Raw genomic sequence first — 15,795 nt, forward strand, 5'->3', positions numbered from 1 at the left:
CAATACTTTTTAAGAACTGTTCCGCTTTTAAAGCGGGTTGCAAAGGTAGCAGTTTTAAAGTTTCAGTTCCAAATTTATTTTCAAAATTCTGAACCTTTTTTATTCTGCCTGTAACCATTAAAGAGCTTCCGCTTTCGTTGAACGGGCGGCAAAGATAAGAGGATTTTGTTCCGCACCAAATATAATTCTCCAAAGAACTACTATTTGAGTGGCAGCTTGTTAAAAAATACGGTGAAATACAGCCGGCATTCGCGCTTCTCCCAATATTTCCAATGTAACAGCGGCTTCGTTTGACATTAAAGCCATTCGTTTTATTTTAACAGCAGCGATTTAAAGAGGTAGTTGATTTTTTTCAGCGCAACTGCAATTATTTATAGCAGCTTTGTCATTTTTCTTAGCGCAACTGCAAAATATCCGGGCACATGTGATATTCTTCTCAACACATTTGATTTTTTTCCGGACGCTACTAAAGTTTATCTCAGCTCATCTGCAATTTAAACGGACAGCTCTGTCCAGCCCTTCAGCACAACCGGATTTCTTTCTGGCACTTCTCACTTTTTCCGTAACACAACTGTAATATCTCTGGTCAATTCTCTCCTTTTTCTTAGCAGAATGTAATTCTTTATAACAGTAACGACTTTTTTCTTAGCACATCTATAATTATTCCCGACAGCTTTAACCACTTTTTCAGCACAACTGAAATCCTTTGGGGCAGTAACAACATTTATCTCAGCATATCTGCAATTTTCTGTGACTGTGTTGCCTTTTTCTTAGCACAAACGCAATTCTTCCTGACAGTAACAGCTTTTTTTCCCGGCTCAACTGCAATTTTCAGCGGCAGTAACGCCCGTTCTTTCAGCACAACGGTACTTCTTTCTCAGGCACAACTTTAAAAAATAAAAATACCTGCATCGACAGCGCAACATTACGATATAACGCATGTTGCGGGTAAGAAATAGCTTGCGACAAGTGTTGAAACAAAACGGGCTGCATCAGATTATAGCCTGATGCAGCCTGTTCGGATTGGTAGTAAGTTCTTCCTACTAGTATTCGTAAGCCTGCAGGGTTAATGGAGCCACTACAGCACCAGCACCACTTGTTAAACCACGAGCTACCAGGGTATAGTTTTTACCTGAGGTAAGCGCAATAGATTGGCTGGTATAAGCAGTGGTACCATTGTCGCTTCTGTTCAGTTTAAATACATAGCTGCCTGCATTTACTTCAACAAAATCAGTAGCAGACTTATAAGTACGGCCGGTTGCCCATGTACTATCGTTAGCTACTACGTTTACGGTTGGTGCATCAGGGGCCACATGTACAAAGCGAACACGCACTTTACCATTGCCAGGCGTTTGCAGATTGTCTTCTACCAGTAACGTGGTAAGTGAATTGTTACCAGCCTGGCCCGTAGCAAACAGTGTGTAGTTACCACCATCAAATGACACTGGTGCACTCAGAATAGTGTTGTTATCTACTGAGGTTTTAAACTCGGCAGTTTTATCGCCATTAGAAGTAGCAATATAACCTGTTTGCTCACCATAAGCCACTGCGGAAGAGTTTTGTTTAGTACCATTCAGATAAAAGTCTACTGATCCACCAGTAGGTACTGCATGAATCACTTTTACCTGAGAATCAGGTTGCACTACCGGATCATCATCACTGCTACAGGAAATAAAACCGAAACTGGAAATACCCATAAGGGCCACTGCCCATGTCATTTTTCTGCTCACGTGGAGGAACTGCTTTTTCATAGTTTAACAAGATTAAATTGTAGAGATAAGCTTTAAAAAACCATGCCATATCAGTTTGCGGATGGATGGCTGAACAGCTGACACAGTAAAGAAATACCTACTACTAACAATGCTCCTATTACATTAAACCATAAAAAGCCAATACCTGTTATCCCATACCTATCCAGTATAAACAACAGTATTACTGCGGCTTGCGCTACCAGCGCACCTATAAAAATAGCATTCCCCTGCACCTTTTTTATATAAAAAGCCACCAGAAAAATGCCTAGTATAACACCGTAGAATAATGACCCCAAAACATTTACTGCTTCAATAAGGCTTCCCATTTTGCTGGCAAAGCCTGCAACTGCTATAGAGAAAACGCCCCATGCCATGGTAATCCATTTGGAGGCTTTATACTGTTTCAGTTTTTCATCATCTCCACAGTTGCAAATATCCTGTCGGGTACCTCTGCACCAGAAATCAATCATAGTACAGGAAGCCAGTGAGTTTAACGCTGCTGCAATGGAGCCCCAGGCGGCCAGAAAAATAACAGCTATCAACAACCCTACCAGCCCTTTAGGCAGGTAGTCTACCACAAACCGGAGAAAGATATAATTGGTATCGTTGAGATCAGCGGAACTATCTGCTTTACGGAGATAGTATTTGTATTGCTGTTTTACGGCTTCTTCCTGTTGCAACACCTGCCGCAACTGTTGCCTGTATTCAACCGCCTTAGCGGTGTTACCCTGTTTATCAGCCTGCAGCCAGGCGGCTGTTAACGATTTATGAGAAGTGGTTAATTGATGATACTCCGTTTCTGTAGCAGACAAAGAATCTCCGTAAGGAGCAGTATACACTTTATGAGAGACAGCATTATTGAAAAATACGGGCTGCGGGTTAAACTGATAAAATGCAAACAGCAATACGCCTATTAGCAATATAAAAAACTGCATAGGTACTTTTACCAGGCCGTTAATAAGCAGTCCCAAACGGCTTTCGGTAGTATTTTTAGCAGTGAGGTATCTACCTACCTGACTCTGATCGGTACCAAAATAAGATAGCGCCAGAAAGAAACCTCCTACTACACCGCTGATGATATTGTATTTATCTTTCCAGTCAAATCCGCCCTCTTTACTAATGCCCGTGGTAATAATATTCATTTTACCTGCCGCCCCTCCTACTTTAAGCGCATCAATAAATCCTACACCTTCCGGCAGGTAATGCACCAACATATATGCAGCAATGAACATACCTGCAAATATTACCAGCATTTGTAACTGCTGCGTATAAGCCACTGCCTTTGCCCCACCACTAACCGTGTAGATGATTAATACGCCCCCCATGAATATGTTAGTCCAGTATATATTCCAGCCCATGAGCGAGCTGAGAATAATGGCAGGTGCATAAATGCTGATACCTGTAGATAAACCTCTGGATAAGAGAAAGAGTGCAGAAGTAAACAACCTGGTGCGCGCATTGAACCGCTGTTCCAGATACTCGTAAGCTGTAAACACCCTCAGCTTGCTGAAAGCAGGTACAAAAGTGATACACAATATAATCATGGCCAGTGGCAGGCCAAAGTAATACTGTACAAAGCGCATTCCATCGGTAAACGCCTGACCGGGTGCGGATAAAAATGTAATGGCGCTGGCCTGGGTACCCATGATACTCAACAGTACCATGTACCACGGCATACTGCGGCTGGAAAGAAAATAGCCTTCCAGATTTTTTTCGGTCTGGCTTTTATACAGCCCGTATAAAATAATACCCGCAAGCGTAATCGTTAGTATAATCCAATCTACCGTGCTCATGAAAAATAATTAGTGAGCCATACAAATGCCGATATCAGCAGTACCAATACAACAAATACCACAGCATACCATGCCCGCCATGTTTTAAACACAGGTATGTTACTCATACAATTTATTTTCTGCCTCCGGCCAGGCTGCCCGCCAGTAAGCCTATTACCAACCCCAGCAGCAGACCTGCCCGTACATTTTTTATAATCAATCCTATCACTACGCCTATTACTATCAATAAGCCTATGCTTACCCTTCTCCTGTCTTTCGCGTGTTTACTACTCATTGCACAAAATATTTACAGCGAATGCTTAGGCAATGCAATGAGGTTGGCCATTAACCGGAAGGCACCCGGCACCCCGGCAGGCAGTTCGCGAAAAAACACTAATCCTGTATATACAAAGTTTCCTTTACCATAAGGAGCAATTACCAGACTTCCATTGGAAGCGGCTTCACTTTTATCAGCCATCGACAATGGGGTTTCATAATGACTATCCAGCTGCTCTGCCTGGTAAATACTACGCTCCTGTATCCATCCTTCAAAATCGGCACTGGTAATTTTATTAGGATAATTCAATGCCGGATGCTGTGGCAACAATACATTTACCGCCGCCTGCTCGTCCGTTACACGTTTGTTGGTAACCTGTAACGGATAGGGTGCCATTTTAGATTTAATAGGCCCTATACCGGAATTGGTATTGTACTGCACTACCAGGTTGCCGCCTTCCTGAATGTACTGCATCAGCACGCCATACTTCTGCTCCAGCCAGGGGTTTACATTGTAAGCCCTTATACCTGTAAGTACTGCGTCAAAACGTTTCAGGCTGGCCGGCGTAATATCATTTTCACCCAGCGGTGTTACCTCATATCCCATCTGCTCCAGCGCCGGTGGCACTTTATCTCCTGCACCAGTAATATACCCTATCTTTTTACCCACCGTTTTTATTTCATCCGGTATCACCTTCGTCATACTCCGGTAACCATAATTAATATCGGGAATATGGTCGTAGGCAATATGCTTCAGATAGTTTGTAAACTGATATGTTTTGCCGTTCAATGTTACGTCAACTGCTACGGTTAACGGTGCCGCATCTCCATTTTTAACAATACCTTCCAGGTTTATGTGGCTGGTATAGGTGTTGCCTGATGCAAAATTGATAGTAGTGTCTCTGGTATAAATATGCTGACCGTTTTGCTGCAGGTGCAGTTTTACCGGAACATTGGCAGCAGTAAAATAGCTTTTGAAATCAACCTGTACAGAAGGGTGCGCAGTACGCTCATTACCAGGCTGCACATTCAATAAAGTGGTAGCAGGTGATACCGCTACAATCAGCGGATTAATAACCACCATCGGCTCATATATTTCACCCTTTACCGGGTCGGTAAACTTATACATCACCGGTTTTTCAACAGTCAGCTCCAGCTCTTTTACCTGTATTACAAAGCGGGCTGTATAAGCGGCATTGTTTTCCGGCTGCGCCAGAAAATGCTGTTCAGGTAATTCAAAGCTTCCGGAGTTCATCGGCTTCTGCAACCAGTAAGGTTGCGATTCTTCCTGAGTATCTGATACCTGTAACATGTAAGGTAACGCCCAGTTGAGGTTGGTAGATAGTAATGTATTAACAACGGTATCCAGCGCGTTATTAATACTTACCGATTTAAGATATACCGCTTTAGTATTACGTGAGTTGGCCATGAGGTTTATTTTAACCGGCTGTCCTTTTACCGCATAGGCTGTACCCGATACAGCTTCCGCAAAAAAGCCACTGCAGGCTACTATAATCTCTTCTACTTCTTTCAGCTTCTGTGTGCGGTAAGGTGTAGATTCCGGTAAACGGCTGATGCTTTTATGTAAGGATACCAGCGCAATAAGAGAATTATCAGGCTGCGCAAAGTTATAACCGGCAATCAGTTTATCCACTTCTGCCTGTATGGCTTTGCCGCCTGCTACCCGAGACCAGTTGGTAACTACATCATCCATCAAATCTTTCTTCGGGGCCTTACCACCGGTAGTAATAAAATACTCCCATGATTGGCCACGTTGCCTGGCAACGCCAAAACCCTGGCTTTTGTGCTGGCTACGGCTTTCGCTGGCAATTTCACCATACCCCTGCCCCAGTAGTGGGTTGTACACACCTACATCTATTTTAAACTGGTCTTCGCTAGTGGTGTTCATGTTACCAAAGCTGAACGTATTCCATAAAATACGTTGCACCTGCCAGGTGGTAAGCCCGTTTTTCAGTTGTTCCGGAAAACGCGTGCTATCTGCCGCTGCGGTAAATGCTTCATTTGCCAGCAAAGCAGAAGCAGTATGGTGTCCGTGTCCGGCTCTTTCATCGCCGGGAAAGCGGGTGATAATTACGTCAGGTTTGTAATAGCGTATAATCCATACCGCATCACTCAGCACTTTATCGTGGTTCCAGATGCTCAATGCTTCCGTAGCGCTTTTAGAAAATCCAAAGTCGTACGCGCTGCTGAACATCTGTTCTGCACCATCTACGCGGCGGGCAGCCAGTAATTCCTGTGTACGGATAAGCCCCAGTTCAAATCCCTGCTCGTTGCCGATGAGGTTTTGACCGCCATCTCCTCTTGTTAAACTCAGATAACCGGTACGGTATTGTTTTTCTTTTGCCAGCCAGGCAATCAACCGTGTATTTTCATCGTCCGGATGCGCTGCAAAGTACAGCACTGTACCCAGTACGTTTAACTTCTTTATCTTACGGTAAATGTCCGTACTGTTGGTAACTACGGGTGCCTGGGCCTGGGCGTGTTGGATAATTCCTGTTGTGAGTATCGTTCCTAATAAGCCAGAGATCAGTTTATTCATTTCACCATGCTATTGATGGAACGAAGGTAAGCGTTATTCTCTCCCGTAAAAGCTCATCGGTTTTCCCCTTCTGCGGGCCGTGGTGTTTCTTCTGCTATTTCAGCAGCAGGGGTTTGTAACGGACTGGCAGGCGGTTGTTCCTCGCCGAACAAAACACCCCATTGACGGAACATTTCCGTTCTGTCGAATATAATTTTGAAGATGGCCAGAATAGGCAGCGATAAAAACATACCTGAAATACCTGCCAGCTTCCCCCCCACAAACACCGCCACAATACTGGCGAGGGCATTTATTTTTACTTTGGAGCCTACTATCCTCGGCATCAGTATATTATTATCTAAAAACTGCACCACCGCAATTACAATCAGCACCGTAAACACAGGCCCCAGTTCCTGCGAAGAAGAAATGGTAAGCAATACCCCGATAAGATTACCTATAAGTGCACCGATATAGGGTATCAGATTTAAAAAAGCGAATATGATGGCAATGAGAATAGCGTGCGGAATGCCAAAGATGGTAAGCGCAATGCCCATAAGAAGCGTCATGTAAGTAATCTGAATAATCAGCCCGCCTATATAACTCTTGATAATGGCTTCCGTTTCGTGCATTACATCCTGCACCTTTTCGTGATGGCACTGCTTAAACCAGAGGAATACAAAATTCAGCAGCAGGTTTTTGTAGTACATCAGAAAGAATATATAAATGGGAATTAAGCCGAAGAACAGTAACACGGAAGTAGCTGATGTAGCAACGCCACCGAGTACCCCACCGGCGTAGTTGAGCAACTTGTTACTCTGTTCGTTAATTATTTTGGTTTGCTCCTGGGTGGAAAAATGCCCCTTCTTGTCAATCCATGCGCTCAGATTGTTTACGTGCTGGGTAAGATTGTCCCGGATGGTGGGAAAGTCTACAATCAGTTTGTTGATCTGCATAAAAAACAGCCAGGCAAAAAACGCCACTATTATTACCAGCAAAAGAATAGACAACACTATAGCCAGCACTCGTGGTACTTTATATTTTACCAGAAAACGGCATACCGGCAATAATACCAACGACAGAAAAAAAGACAGGATCAGCGGCATTATTACATCGCTGGCCATTAGTACGAGCGCGCCTACTAAAAAAAGGCCCAGCATTTCAATAGACCGCTTTACGGTAAGAGGCAGGGTAGAATTATTCATTGGTTATCAGTGTTATATTCTTAAAGCTAGAGCAATATCAATAAGCCTGCCATTCGTTTGCAAAGCCGCTTATGCCATGCTTTGGTACTATTCAAAAAAAAATGCCTCCGGTGAGGGAAGCACTTTTATAAAGTATATATGTAATTACACTATCTGGCTGTCAAAGGAATCAGTTTTATGTCTCCCAGGTCTTTTTCGGGAGAAGGCTTGCTTCTTGGTGGCTCCTGTACCGGAATGCTATCGGGCTTCATTTGCTCAAAAGGAATCTTTTTCTCATTCTTTTTAGGAATAAAACGCACATCCTGCTCCCAGCGCTTATACCCATCGGCCATGATAGTAACCTTATATTCATGGTAAAATGGCAGAGAACTAAACGTAAACTTACCGTTCTTTTTAGTAGTAACTTCTTTAAAATAAGGGTCTTCCGGTTTGTCGTCAGGCTGGGCCATTGGGTTAGGCTCATGATCCAGCTGCTGAAGAATAATGGTAACCTCCTTCAGCGGACTGCCCGTACTGTCTAACACTTTGCCCGATACACGGCAGATATTTGTATAAGATTTAGAATCGGGCTGTGAACCACCGCCCATTCCACCCATACCTCCTCCCATTCCGCCCCTGCCTCCATATCCCATTTGGGCGGATGCAGCGAAAGGAAGAAGTAACAGCATTAAAAACCAGCGTTTTATAACCATAAAAAGGGAGTTGTATGAAAAAAGACGGGGTAAATATAGAAAGTCAAATGCAAATTTCATGGTAAATACGGTGTATGCAACAGAGAATTTATAAGTTATTGGAAGAAGAAAAGGGAGCCTCGCAGTGAGACTCCCTTTTATAAGTTACTAAACAACTATTGATTAGAAAATGAAACGTAAAGTAAACTGGCTCATCCAACGGGCAGTAAAGCTCGGTGCAGTGCTGGTGCTTACGTTAGCTTCAGACTGTGGTTGTGCAATAGTAGGTGTAAATCTATACTGAGGAGTAAGATCTGCATTGCTAACATAACCTGCAAAGTCTAACAATCTGAACTGATCGTTGCTCAGGAAATAAGTTCTGCCCCACTTTCTGTTCAGGAAGTTGGTGAAGTTATTCATATCATAAATCACCTGGAACTTATACTTATGTCCGGAGATTACGAGGTTGAAATCCTGTGCAATTCTCAGATCTACTACGTGCTGGAATGGCATTCTATCACCGTTTCTTTCAGCAAACTGACCTCTGTGTGCTTTCAGGTAAGGGTTGCTTTCGATAAATTTATTGAAAGCCTGCTTTTGCTGGTCAGGAGTGTAAGTAACTGTGTTAGGTGAAGTACCTACTGTGTTAGACAGGAAGGTCATTGAAGCAACTTCGCCTTGTGTTGGAATGTAAACCAGGTCGCTGGTAACACTGCTTGATGGAGCAGCATCTCTTACCATACCTGCGTTACCACCATATACATAGCTGAAGCGGTTACCAGACTGTCCGTTGTACACCAGAGATACTGTAGTTGCTAATCTGCCACCTGCATAGTTAAAGGTTTTGCCACCGTATGCAAAGAACCTGTGGCCCATATCAAAATCAGAATAGGAAGTAGAGCTGATGCTATTTCTACCGTTAACAGTTTCCATAAACTGCCACTGAGAAGTGTTGGTAGAACTGGTAGGCTCATGAATCACGGTTGCTCTGCCATAGTTATAGTTGGCGTTAAACGACCAGCCGTTTCTAAAGCGTTTGTCAACAGTAAAGGTTACGTTATAAGAACTTCCTTTTTTAGCACCGTCATAGTTAGACAGCAGAATAGCAGAACCATAAGGGCTGGTTGTACCATCTACAGGTAACCAGGCATTGTCAGCCAGATACACATTACGTGAGCCGGGGCCTTTAGAAGTACCTATAGCCGGAGCCAGGTTAATGTTGGTATAATAAACTTCGTTTACGTTTTTAGTGTAGCTACCTTCCAGAGAAAGGGTCCAGCCATCACCCACCTGCTTGTCAATAGCTAATGAGGTACGGAATACTTTAGGCAGTCTGAACTTAGAAGAAATCAGGTTCAGGTTACCTTTTGTAAGTGTAGCACCCAAATCAGCTGCTCTGTATTGTCCGTATGGATTAGGACGAAACGCAATACTTGGGTTGTTTACAGAAAGACCAGCCTGGTAGAAGCCGTTGTTGTTGTAGATACCGCCGGGCCATACCAGAGGAATACGACCGGTGAACATACCTGTTCCACCACGAAGAGTGATACCTGCTGCAGGTATTTTATAGGTAAAACCAAATCTTGGAGAAACAGATACAGGAACAGTTGGTTTTAAACCGGAACGCGCTCCTTTTAAATCATAATACTGCTCAAATACTGGGATAGCAGTATTATTAGTATAATCATCTGTACCTGGTTTGGTTAAGAAGTTGAAATAATCAGCTCGCACACCAAAGTTCAACGTCAGGTTATCAGTAGGTCTGAATTCATCGTTGAAAAACAGGGCCAGACGCAAAGTTTTAAACTTGGCAGCCGCGCTTGTTGTTTCGTCAGTTTTGTTATCTACCAACGGATAACCAACCTGGTAACGGGTAGGATTTGCTCCTGTTAAAAATGCATTTACAGAACCATAAGTATAGTTACCAAAAGTATTCTGAATAAAGGCATTATATACATCGCTCATTTCGTTATCTGTACCTACAGAGAAAGAGTGCTTACCGGTGCTGAACTTATAAGCATCGAATAAGGTATAGTTTTTCTGCGTTAACAGGTTAACAGTAGAACTGTTGTCTGTACCAAATATAATAGAACCGGCACCATCTGTAAGGGTTACTCTTGGAAAAGGGTTACCCAGCGGATCGCGGTTGTCTTTTACATTTGTATAAGTAATCAGCAATCTGTTGCTTGCTCCATGATTAAGGCTGGTTCTTAATTCAGCAGAAGCGGAGTGGCTGGTAGATGGAAACTTATAACCGTTGTTGTAAAAGTTAATGGTTCTTGAGCTGGATGAAGAAACGTTGTTACGCTCTCCGTCATTATAACGGTAGCTTAAAGACAGTTTGTTTTTGTTGCTGATGTTCCAGTCAATTTTTGCAGTAATCCTGTTTGCCTTTACTTTTTCGGGGTTATTAATAAAACCACCGCCGTTGTAATTATATCTTCTCAGCAGGGTATCAGCAAGCGCCTGTAATGCAGCACCTTTGGTATTACCTGTATAGAATGAAGTATCAAAAGGTTGTGGTCTTTCATCACGCTGCATTTCGCCGCTGATAAAATAAAACAACTTGTTTTTAATAATCGGACCACCTAATGTAAAACCAGTGGTTTTGTTGCTGAAATCAGGTATTTTAATGGCATTAGACTTATTACCGGTTGGTGTTTTACCTGCCAGAGACTGGTTTCTGAACACGTGGTATATAGAACCTCCGAATGTGTTGGTACCTGACTTGGTAACCACGTTAATACCACCACCGGTAAAGTTACCCAGAGAGGCATCATAAGGAGAAATCATTACCTGAATCTGATCAATCGCATCAAGAGAGATAGGAGCGATATTAGCCTGACCACCATTGGTGCCAGATGCTGCCAGACCAAATACGTCGTTATTAATAGCACCATCAATATAGAAGGCATTGTAACGGTTGTTTTGACCGGCAATAGATATAGCACCTTCGTTAGAAGTATACTTTACCTGTGGAGTTGCTCTTAAGTAGTCGGTAATGTTACGGCCTACAGTAGGAAGAACAGCCAGTCTTTCTTTGCCCAGGCTGGTACCCACGCCGTTTTTGCCTTGTACAGCACGGCCTGTTACCACTACACCCGCCAGTTCGTTTGACTTGTCCTGCATGTCAATGTCGATCTTTGGGGCTTCACCCAGAACCAGAAATACGTCTTTCCGTGTAACTGTTTCCAGATTTACAAAACTTACGGTGATAGTGTATGGACCACCTGGGGTCATATCACCGATAGTGTACTTTCCTCCTCCCTTACTGATTGTCTGATAAACGCTTCCTGTGGGTTCGTGTTTGGCCACAATAACTGCTCCGTCGAGCGCTGCTCCTGTCGGAGCTTTAACCGTACCGCCCAGGGTACTGGTTGTTACCTGTGCCATAATCATACAGAAAGGCACGAATAGCAGAGCTGCTAGTAACGCAAATTTCCTCATGTTAAGCTTTTTACTTTGATGTGTGTTTACGGATGCAAAGAAAAACAATATTATGTTGCAGATTTCAACATTATGTTAACAGTTTATTATGGATGTTATAACATTTCCCCACTTTAATTATATTTTAATCAAAATGCAGCACTTTCCTTCCGTATAGCGTAACAACAACAACGGTGGCAAAAGCGTATTTTTGTGTCTTAATCGCAGATTATGCTGGATAGTATCGAAAGTGCAATAGAAGACTTGAAAAATGGTAAGCTGGTTATTGTAGTGGACGATGAAGACCGTGAAAATGAAGGTGACTTTGTTACCGCCGCCCGCAACGTGACTCCTGAAATTATCAATTTTATGAGCAAAGAAGGCAGAGGCCTTATTTGCACCCCCATCACAGAGGAAAGGGCAGAAGAACTGCAACTGGAATTGATGGTGAACAATAATACGGCTTTACATGCCACTCCTTTTACCGTAAGTATTGATTTGCTGGGGCATGGATGTACCACCGGTATCAGCGCCCACGACCGTGCTAAAACGGTACAGGCCCTTATTGATCCGTCTACTACCCCGAAAGATCTGGGTCGCCCTGGTCATATATTCCCCTTACGCGCCCGTAGCGGTGGCGTATTACGCCGCAGCGGACACACTGAGGCTACGGTAGACCTGGCCCGCCTGGCTGGTTTTGAGCCTGCCGGCGTACTGGTGGAAATTATGAATGAAGATGGCACCATGGCACGTTTACCGGAACTGAAAGAGATTGCCAAAAAATTCGATCTGAAAATAGTATCTATTAAAGACCTGATTGAGTACCGCCTGAAGGAGGATTCGCTGATTGAAGAAGTAGTACGTGTGGATATGCCTACTCAATACGGCTTCTTTAAGCTGGTGGCTTTTAAAGAAAAGAACACGCAGAACGAACATCTGGCCTTAATTAAGGGCGAGTGGGAAAAAGATGAGCCGGTATTAACCCGGGTACACAGTAGCTGTTTTACCGGCGATATACTGGGCAGTTTCCGTTGCGATTGTGGCGAACAACTGCATAAAGCCATGAAAATGGTAGAGGCTGAAGGCAAGGGTATTATATTATATATGAACCAGGAAGGGCGTGGTATAGGGCTGATGAACAAACTGAAAGCCTATAAACTGCAGGAAGGTGGCATGGATACCGTAGAAGCCAACCAGCACCTGGGCTTTGATATGGATTTACGGGATTATGGTGTAGGTGCACAGATTTTATGTCACCTGAATGCCACCCGCCTGAAGCTGATGAGCAATAATCCGCGCAAGCGTGCCGGCCTGCACGGCTATGGCATTGAAATTGTTGACGTTGTACCCATTGAGGTAAGCCCCAACCCCTATAATGAGAAATACTTGCAGACAAAAAGGGACAAACTGGGCCATAACATCTTATCCAATAAATAAACAATACATTTAAATTCAATACAACTACAATGTCCAACCAATCGCCCGATCTGGCAAAAACGCTTAGAAAAAAGAGAAACGACATACTGGAACTGTGGATGAAGAACCAACTGGCCGATGTTAGTTTACGGGAAGATCTGCTAACGAATGAGGAGTTGCGGGCGCAGTCGGAAGAATTACTGGATGTATTATTACAGAATTTAAATGAGAGGAATATTGCAGAGGTAGAATCTGCTGATTTTGAACCGGTGGTGGAAGTACTTTCCGGTATTTCCATCAGCCGGGCCAAACAAGGTTTTACGCCCCGTGAAACCGGCTTGTACATTTTTAGCCTGAAAGATGCCCTTTTAACAGTGGTTCAACAGGAACTGAAAGATGATCCTGCGCAACTGGTAACCGCTGTGCTTACCATCAGCAAGCTGGTTGACAGCTTTGGCGTTACCACTTTTGAAACCTTTATTAAAGGGCGTGAAGAAGTAATTCTGCGCCAGACAGATGAAATAACAGAAATATCTACCCCGGTAATTCAGTTGTGGGATAATATACTGGCGCTGCCTATTATTGGTACGCTGGATAGCTCCCGCACACAGGTGGTAATGGAAAACCTGTTACAACAAATTGTAGATACCGGCAGCAGCATTGCTATTCTGGATATTTCCGGTGTACCTGCTGTAGATTCACTGGTAGCACAACACCTCATTAAAACAGTAAGCGCCACCCGCTTGATGGGTGCAGAGTGTATTATAAGCGGCATACGCCCTGAAATAGCCCAAACCGTGGTACACCTGGGTATTGATTTATCTAATATTGTTACAAAGGCCTCCCTGGCCAGCGCGCTTCGGTACGCTTTCGGTATGTTACAGCTGGATGTAAAGAAAACTATAAGAGAAAAATAACAGGCTTAATAATCCTATGGATAAAATTCCTATTCTCCGGATGGGTCATTTTTTACTGGTGACCATACAAACTGACCTGTATGACAGGCTGGCCATGTCGCTGGAAGCAGACCTTGTTCAGATGGTAAGTAAAACCAATGCTAAAGGTGTATTGATTGATATTTCTGCCCAGAGTATTGTGGATTCATTTATGGGGAGAATTATCGGCAATATTGCCAGTATGTGTAAAATTTTGGATGCAGAAACAGTGGTGGTGGGTATGCAACCTGCGGTTGCTATTACGCTGATTGAGCTGGGACTGGAACTGAAAGGTGTGCACACGGCACTGAATGTGGAGAAAGGCATGGAACTGTTGCAAACGAAAATCATTCTCCCTACCGAAGACACCTCTGACGACGATGATTATTCCGCTTAACAAGGAAGCCGTTGAGGTAAAAAAAGAGCAGGATACCATTTTTTTACGCAACCGCATTAAAGAATGCGCTACTAAAACAGGCATGGGTCTGGTAAATCAGACCAAGCTTATTACCGCTGCCAGTGAACTGGCGCGTAACATGCTGCGTTACGCAGGCGGTGGAAACGTACTGGTTGAAACGGTTAGCAAAGGCCGTGAAAATGGTGTTAGGCTAACCTTTAAAGATACAGGTCCGGGAATTCCTGATATTGCCATGGCTATGAAAGATGGATACTCCACCGGTAAAAGCCTGGGGCTGGGTTTACCCGGAACCAAAAGGCTGGTAAGCGAGTTTGATATTAAAAGTACACCGGGCACAGGAACTGTGATAACGATTATAAAATGGAAAAATGGCTAAACCCCACCATATCGCATTTGATGTAACAGACCGTAGTTATTTAGCCCTGATAAAAAAAGACATCCATTCACTGGCCCTACAAGTTGATTTTACTGCAACAAAAGTAGCTGAGATAGATATTGTGGTAGCTGAACTGGCCTCCAATCTATTGAAATATGGCAAAGAAGGGCAATTGCTGGTTAAATCCGTATCAGAACATAACTATTCCGGAATTGAATTAATAAGTATAGATAAAGGGCCCGGCATGTCGGATGTAAGCCGTATGCTGGAAGATGGTGTTTCTACCGGTAACACATTGGGCCAGGGCCTTGGCGCTATTAAAAGACTGTCGGATGTTTTTCAGGTATATACTGTAAAGGGGTGGGGTACCGTGGTACTATCACGTATCTTTAACAAACCTCCTGCCCCACACAAACGTATGCTGGCCGAAGTACGATCTATTGTTGTACCTAAACCTGGCGAAACCTTTTGTGGCGATGCTATGTGCTGTAAGTACACCCCGCATAGCGTATCTATATTACTGGGTGATGGTCTGGGGCATGGCCCCGAAGCTGCCAAAGTGGCTACTGCTGCCGTAAACGCCTTTCAGGAATGTACTGAAAGCAGCCCGGCAGAAGTAATCCGTTATATACACCAGGCTGTAAGAAAAACACGCGGCTTGGTAGGCACGGTGGCTACGTTCAATTTTACCAGCCGCAGCTGGCTGGTATGCGGTGTAGGCAATATATCCTGCCGTATAGGAAGCAGTACCGACCAGTTTAAAAACAATTTATCCTATAATGGTATTATAGGAATGAACATACCTTCTACCATTAACGATCAGGAAATTGCCTGGGTGCCTGGTCAGCAGATATTACTTTATTCAGACGGATTAAAGTCGCGCCTGGAGCTTTACAGGAATCCGGCTATCTATAAACACGATGCTTCTATTCTGGCCGCAGCTTTGTATAAAGATTATGCACGGCAAACAGACGACATGTCTGTGGTGGTGGGCAAAATAAACCTGACATGAC

The 15,795-nt window shown here is 43.7% G+C and carries 13 protein-coding genes; 5 read left to right on the forward strand and 8 right to left on the reverse strand.

What is annotated here, in order from left to right; all coding sequences use genetic code 11:
* From IEY13_RS30195 to IEY13_RS18815, 8 genes are all read right to left on the reverse strand, one after another.
* Window positions 1–193, reverse strand: a 193-nt coding sequence (locus IEY13_RS30195) for a hypothetical protein (RefSeq protein WP_229687916.1), incomplete at its 3' end; no start/stop codon positions are given.
* A gap of 850 nt (window positions 194–1,043) precedes the next feature.
* Complete coding sequence (locus tag IEY13_RS18785; RefSeq protein ID WP_188955063.1) at window positions 1,044–1,751, reverse strand: DUF4397 domain-containing protein; 708 nt, start codon at window positions 1,749–1,751, stop codon at window positions 1,044–1,046.
* A 50-nt stretch (window positions 1,752–1,801) separates the two neighbouring features.
* Window positions 1,802–3,544 (reverse strand): sodium:solute symporter family protein, encoded by a 1,743-nt coding sequence (locus IEY13_RS18790; RefSeq protein WP_188955066.1) that lies wholly within the window; start codon window positions 3,542–3,544, stop codon window positions 1,802–1,804.
* Window positions 3,545–3,656: 112 nt separating this feature from the next.
* A complete protein-coding gene (locus tag IEY13_RS18795; protein WP_188955068.1) occupies window positions 3,657–3,818 on the reverse strand; it encodes a hypothetical protein in 162 nt (53 codons plus the stop codon).
* 12 nt (window positions 3,819–3,830) lie between these two features.
* Window positions 3,831–6,359, reverse strand: coding sequence for a PIG-L family deacetylase (locus IEY13_RS18800; RefSeq protein WP_188955070.1), 2,529 nt, complete (start codon window positions 6,357–6,359; stop codon window positions 3,831–3,833).
* Between the two features lie 53 nt (window positions 6,360–6,412).
* Window positions 6,413–7,540, reverse strand: coding sequence for an AI-2E family transporter (locus IEY13_RS18805; protein ID WP_188955072.1), 1,128 nt, complete (start codon window positions 7,538–7,540; stop codon window positions 6,413–6,415).
* 149 nt (window positions 7,541–7,689) lie between these two features.
* Window positions 7,690–8,208, reverse strand: coding sequence for a carboxypeptidase-like regulatory domain-containing protein (locus tag IEY13_RS18810; protein ID WP_188955074.1), 519 nt, complete (start codon window positions 8,206–8,208; stop codon window positions 7,690–7,692).
* Between the two features lie 186 nt (window positions 8,209–8,394).
* Window positions 8,395–11,658 (reverse strand): TonB-dependent receptor, encoded by a 3,264-nt coding sequence (locus IEY13_RS18815; protein WP_188955075.1) that lies wholly within the window; start codon window positions 11,656–11,658, stop codon window positions 8,395–8,397.
* 210 nt (window positions 11,659–11,868) lie between these two features.
* Here IEY13_RS18815 and IEY13_RS18820 point away from each other — a divergent pair, with 210 nt between their 5' ends.
* From IEY13_RS18820 to IEY13_RS18840, 5 genes are read left to right on the forward strand one after another with little or no spacing between them, the layout of a single operon-like run.
* Window positions 11,869–13,074 carry a bifunctional 3,4-dihydroxy-2-butanone-4-phosphate synthase/GTP cyclohydrolase II gene (locus tag IEY13_RS18820; protein WP_188955078.1) on the forward strand — a complete coding sequence of 402 codons (1,206 nt, stop codon included), beginning with the start codon at window positions 11,869–11,871 and terminating at the stop codon, window positions 13,072–13,074.
* Between the two features lie 29 nt (window positions 13,075–13,103).
* Window positions 13,104–13,970 (forward strand): STAS domain-containing protein, encoded by an 867-nt coding sequence (locus IEY13_RS18825; RefSeq protein ID WP_188955080.1) that lies wholly within the window; start codon window positions 13,104–13,106, stop codon window positions 13,968–13,970.
* Between the two features lie 16 nt (window positions 13,971–13,986).
* Complete coding sequence (locus IEY13_RS18830; protein ID WP_188955082.1) at window positions 13,987–14,385, forward strand: STAS domain-containing protein; 399 nt, start codon at window positions 13,987–13,989, stop codon at window positions 14,383–14,385.
* Entirely contained in the window at window positions 14,369–14,782 is a 414-nt protein-coding gene (locus tag IEY13_RS18835; RefSeq protein WP_188955084.1) for an anti-sigma regulatory factor, read from the forward strand. Before IEY13_RS18830 ends, IEY13_RS18835 begins: the two co-directional genes overlap by 17 nt.
* The gene (locus IEY13_RS18840) at window positions 14,775–15,794 is read left to right on the forward strand and encodes an ATP-binding SpoIIE family protein phosphatase (protein ID WP_188955086.1); all 1,020 of its coding nucleotides are present in this window, start codon (window positions 14,775–14,777) and stop codon (window positions 15,792–15,794) included. Before IEY13_RS18835 ends, IEY13_RS18840 begins: the two co-directional genes overlap by 8 nt.
* Window position 15,795 lies beyond the last annotated feature (1 nt).

Origin of the sequence: Filimonas zeae (assembly GCF_014641615.1) — a bacterium.
Lineage (GTDB): Bacteria > Bacteroidota > Bacteroidia > Chitinophagales > Chitinophagaceae > Filimonas > Filimonas zeae.

What these genes read in the sequence shown, in the direction of transcription:
- IEY13_RS18805 (WP_188955072.1), bottom strand. Translation starts at nt 7,540, where the DNA reads ATGAATAATTCTACCCTGCCTCTTACCGTAAAGCGGTCTATTGAAATG.
- IEY13_RS18830 (WP_188955082.1), top strand. Translation starts at nt 13,987, where the DNA reads ATGGATAAAATTCCTATTCTCCGGATGGGTCATTTTTTACTGGTGACC.
- IEY13_RS18795 (WP_188955068.1), bottom strand. Translation starts at nt 3,818, where the DNA reads ATGAGTAGTAAACACGCGAAAGACAGGAGAAGGGTAAGCATAGGCTTA.
- IEY13_RS18790 (WP_188955066.1), bottom strand. Translation starts at nt 3,544, where the DNA reads ATGAGCACGGTAGATTGGATTATACTAACGATTACGCTTGCGGGTATT.
- IEY13_RS18840 (WP_188955086.1), top strand. Translation starts at nt 14,775, where the DNA reads ATGGCTAAACCCCACCATATCGCATTTGATGTAACAGACCGTAGTTAT.
- IEY13_RS18815 (WP_188955075.1), bottom strand. Translation starts at nt 11,658, where the DNA reads ATGAGGAAATTTGCGTTACTAGCAGCTCTGCTATTCGTGCCTTTCTGT.
- IEY13_RS18820 (WP_188955078.1), top strand. Translation starts at nt 11,869, where the DNA reads ATGCTGGATAGTATCGAAAGTGCAATAGAAGACTTGAAAAATGGTAAG.
- IEY13_RS18785 (WP_188955063.1), bottom strand. Translation starts at nt 1,751, where the DNA reads ATGAAAAAGCAGTTCCTCCACGTGAGCAGAAAAATGACATGGGCAGTG.
- IEY13_RS18825 (WP_188955080.1), top strand. Translation starts at nt 13,104, where the DNA reads ATGTCCAACCAATCGCCCGATCTGGCAAAAACGCTTAGAAAAAAGAGA.
- IEY13_RS18800 (WP_188955070.1), bottom strand. Translation starts at nt 6,359, where the DNA reads ATGAATAAACTGATCTCTGGCTTATTAGGAACGATACTCACAACAGGA.
- IEY13_RS18810 (WP_188955074.1), bottom strand. Translation starts at nt 8,208, where the DNA reads ATGCTGTTACTTCTTCCTTTCGCTGCATCCGCCCAAATGGGATATGGA.
- IEY13_RS18835 (WP_188955084.1), top strand. Translation starts at nt 14,369, where the DNA reads ATGATTATTCCGCTTAACAAGGAAGCCGTTGAGGTAAAAAAAGAGCAG.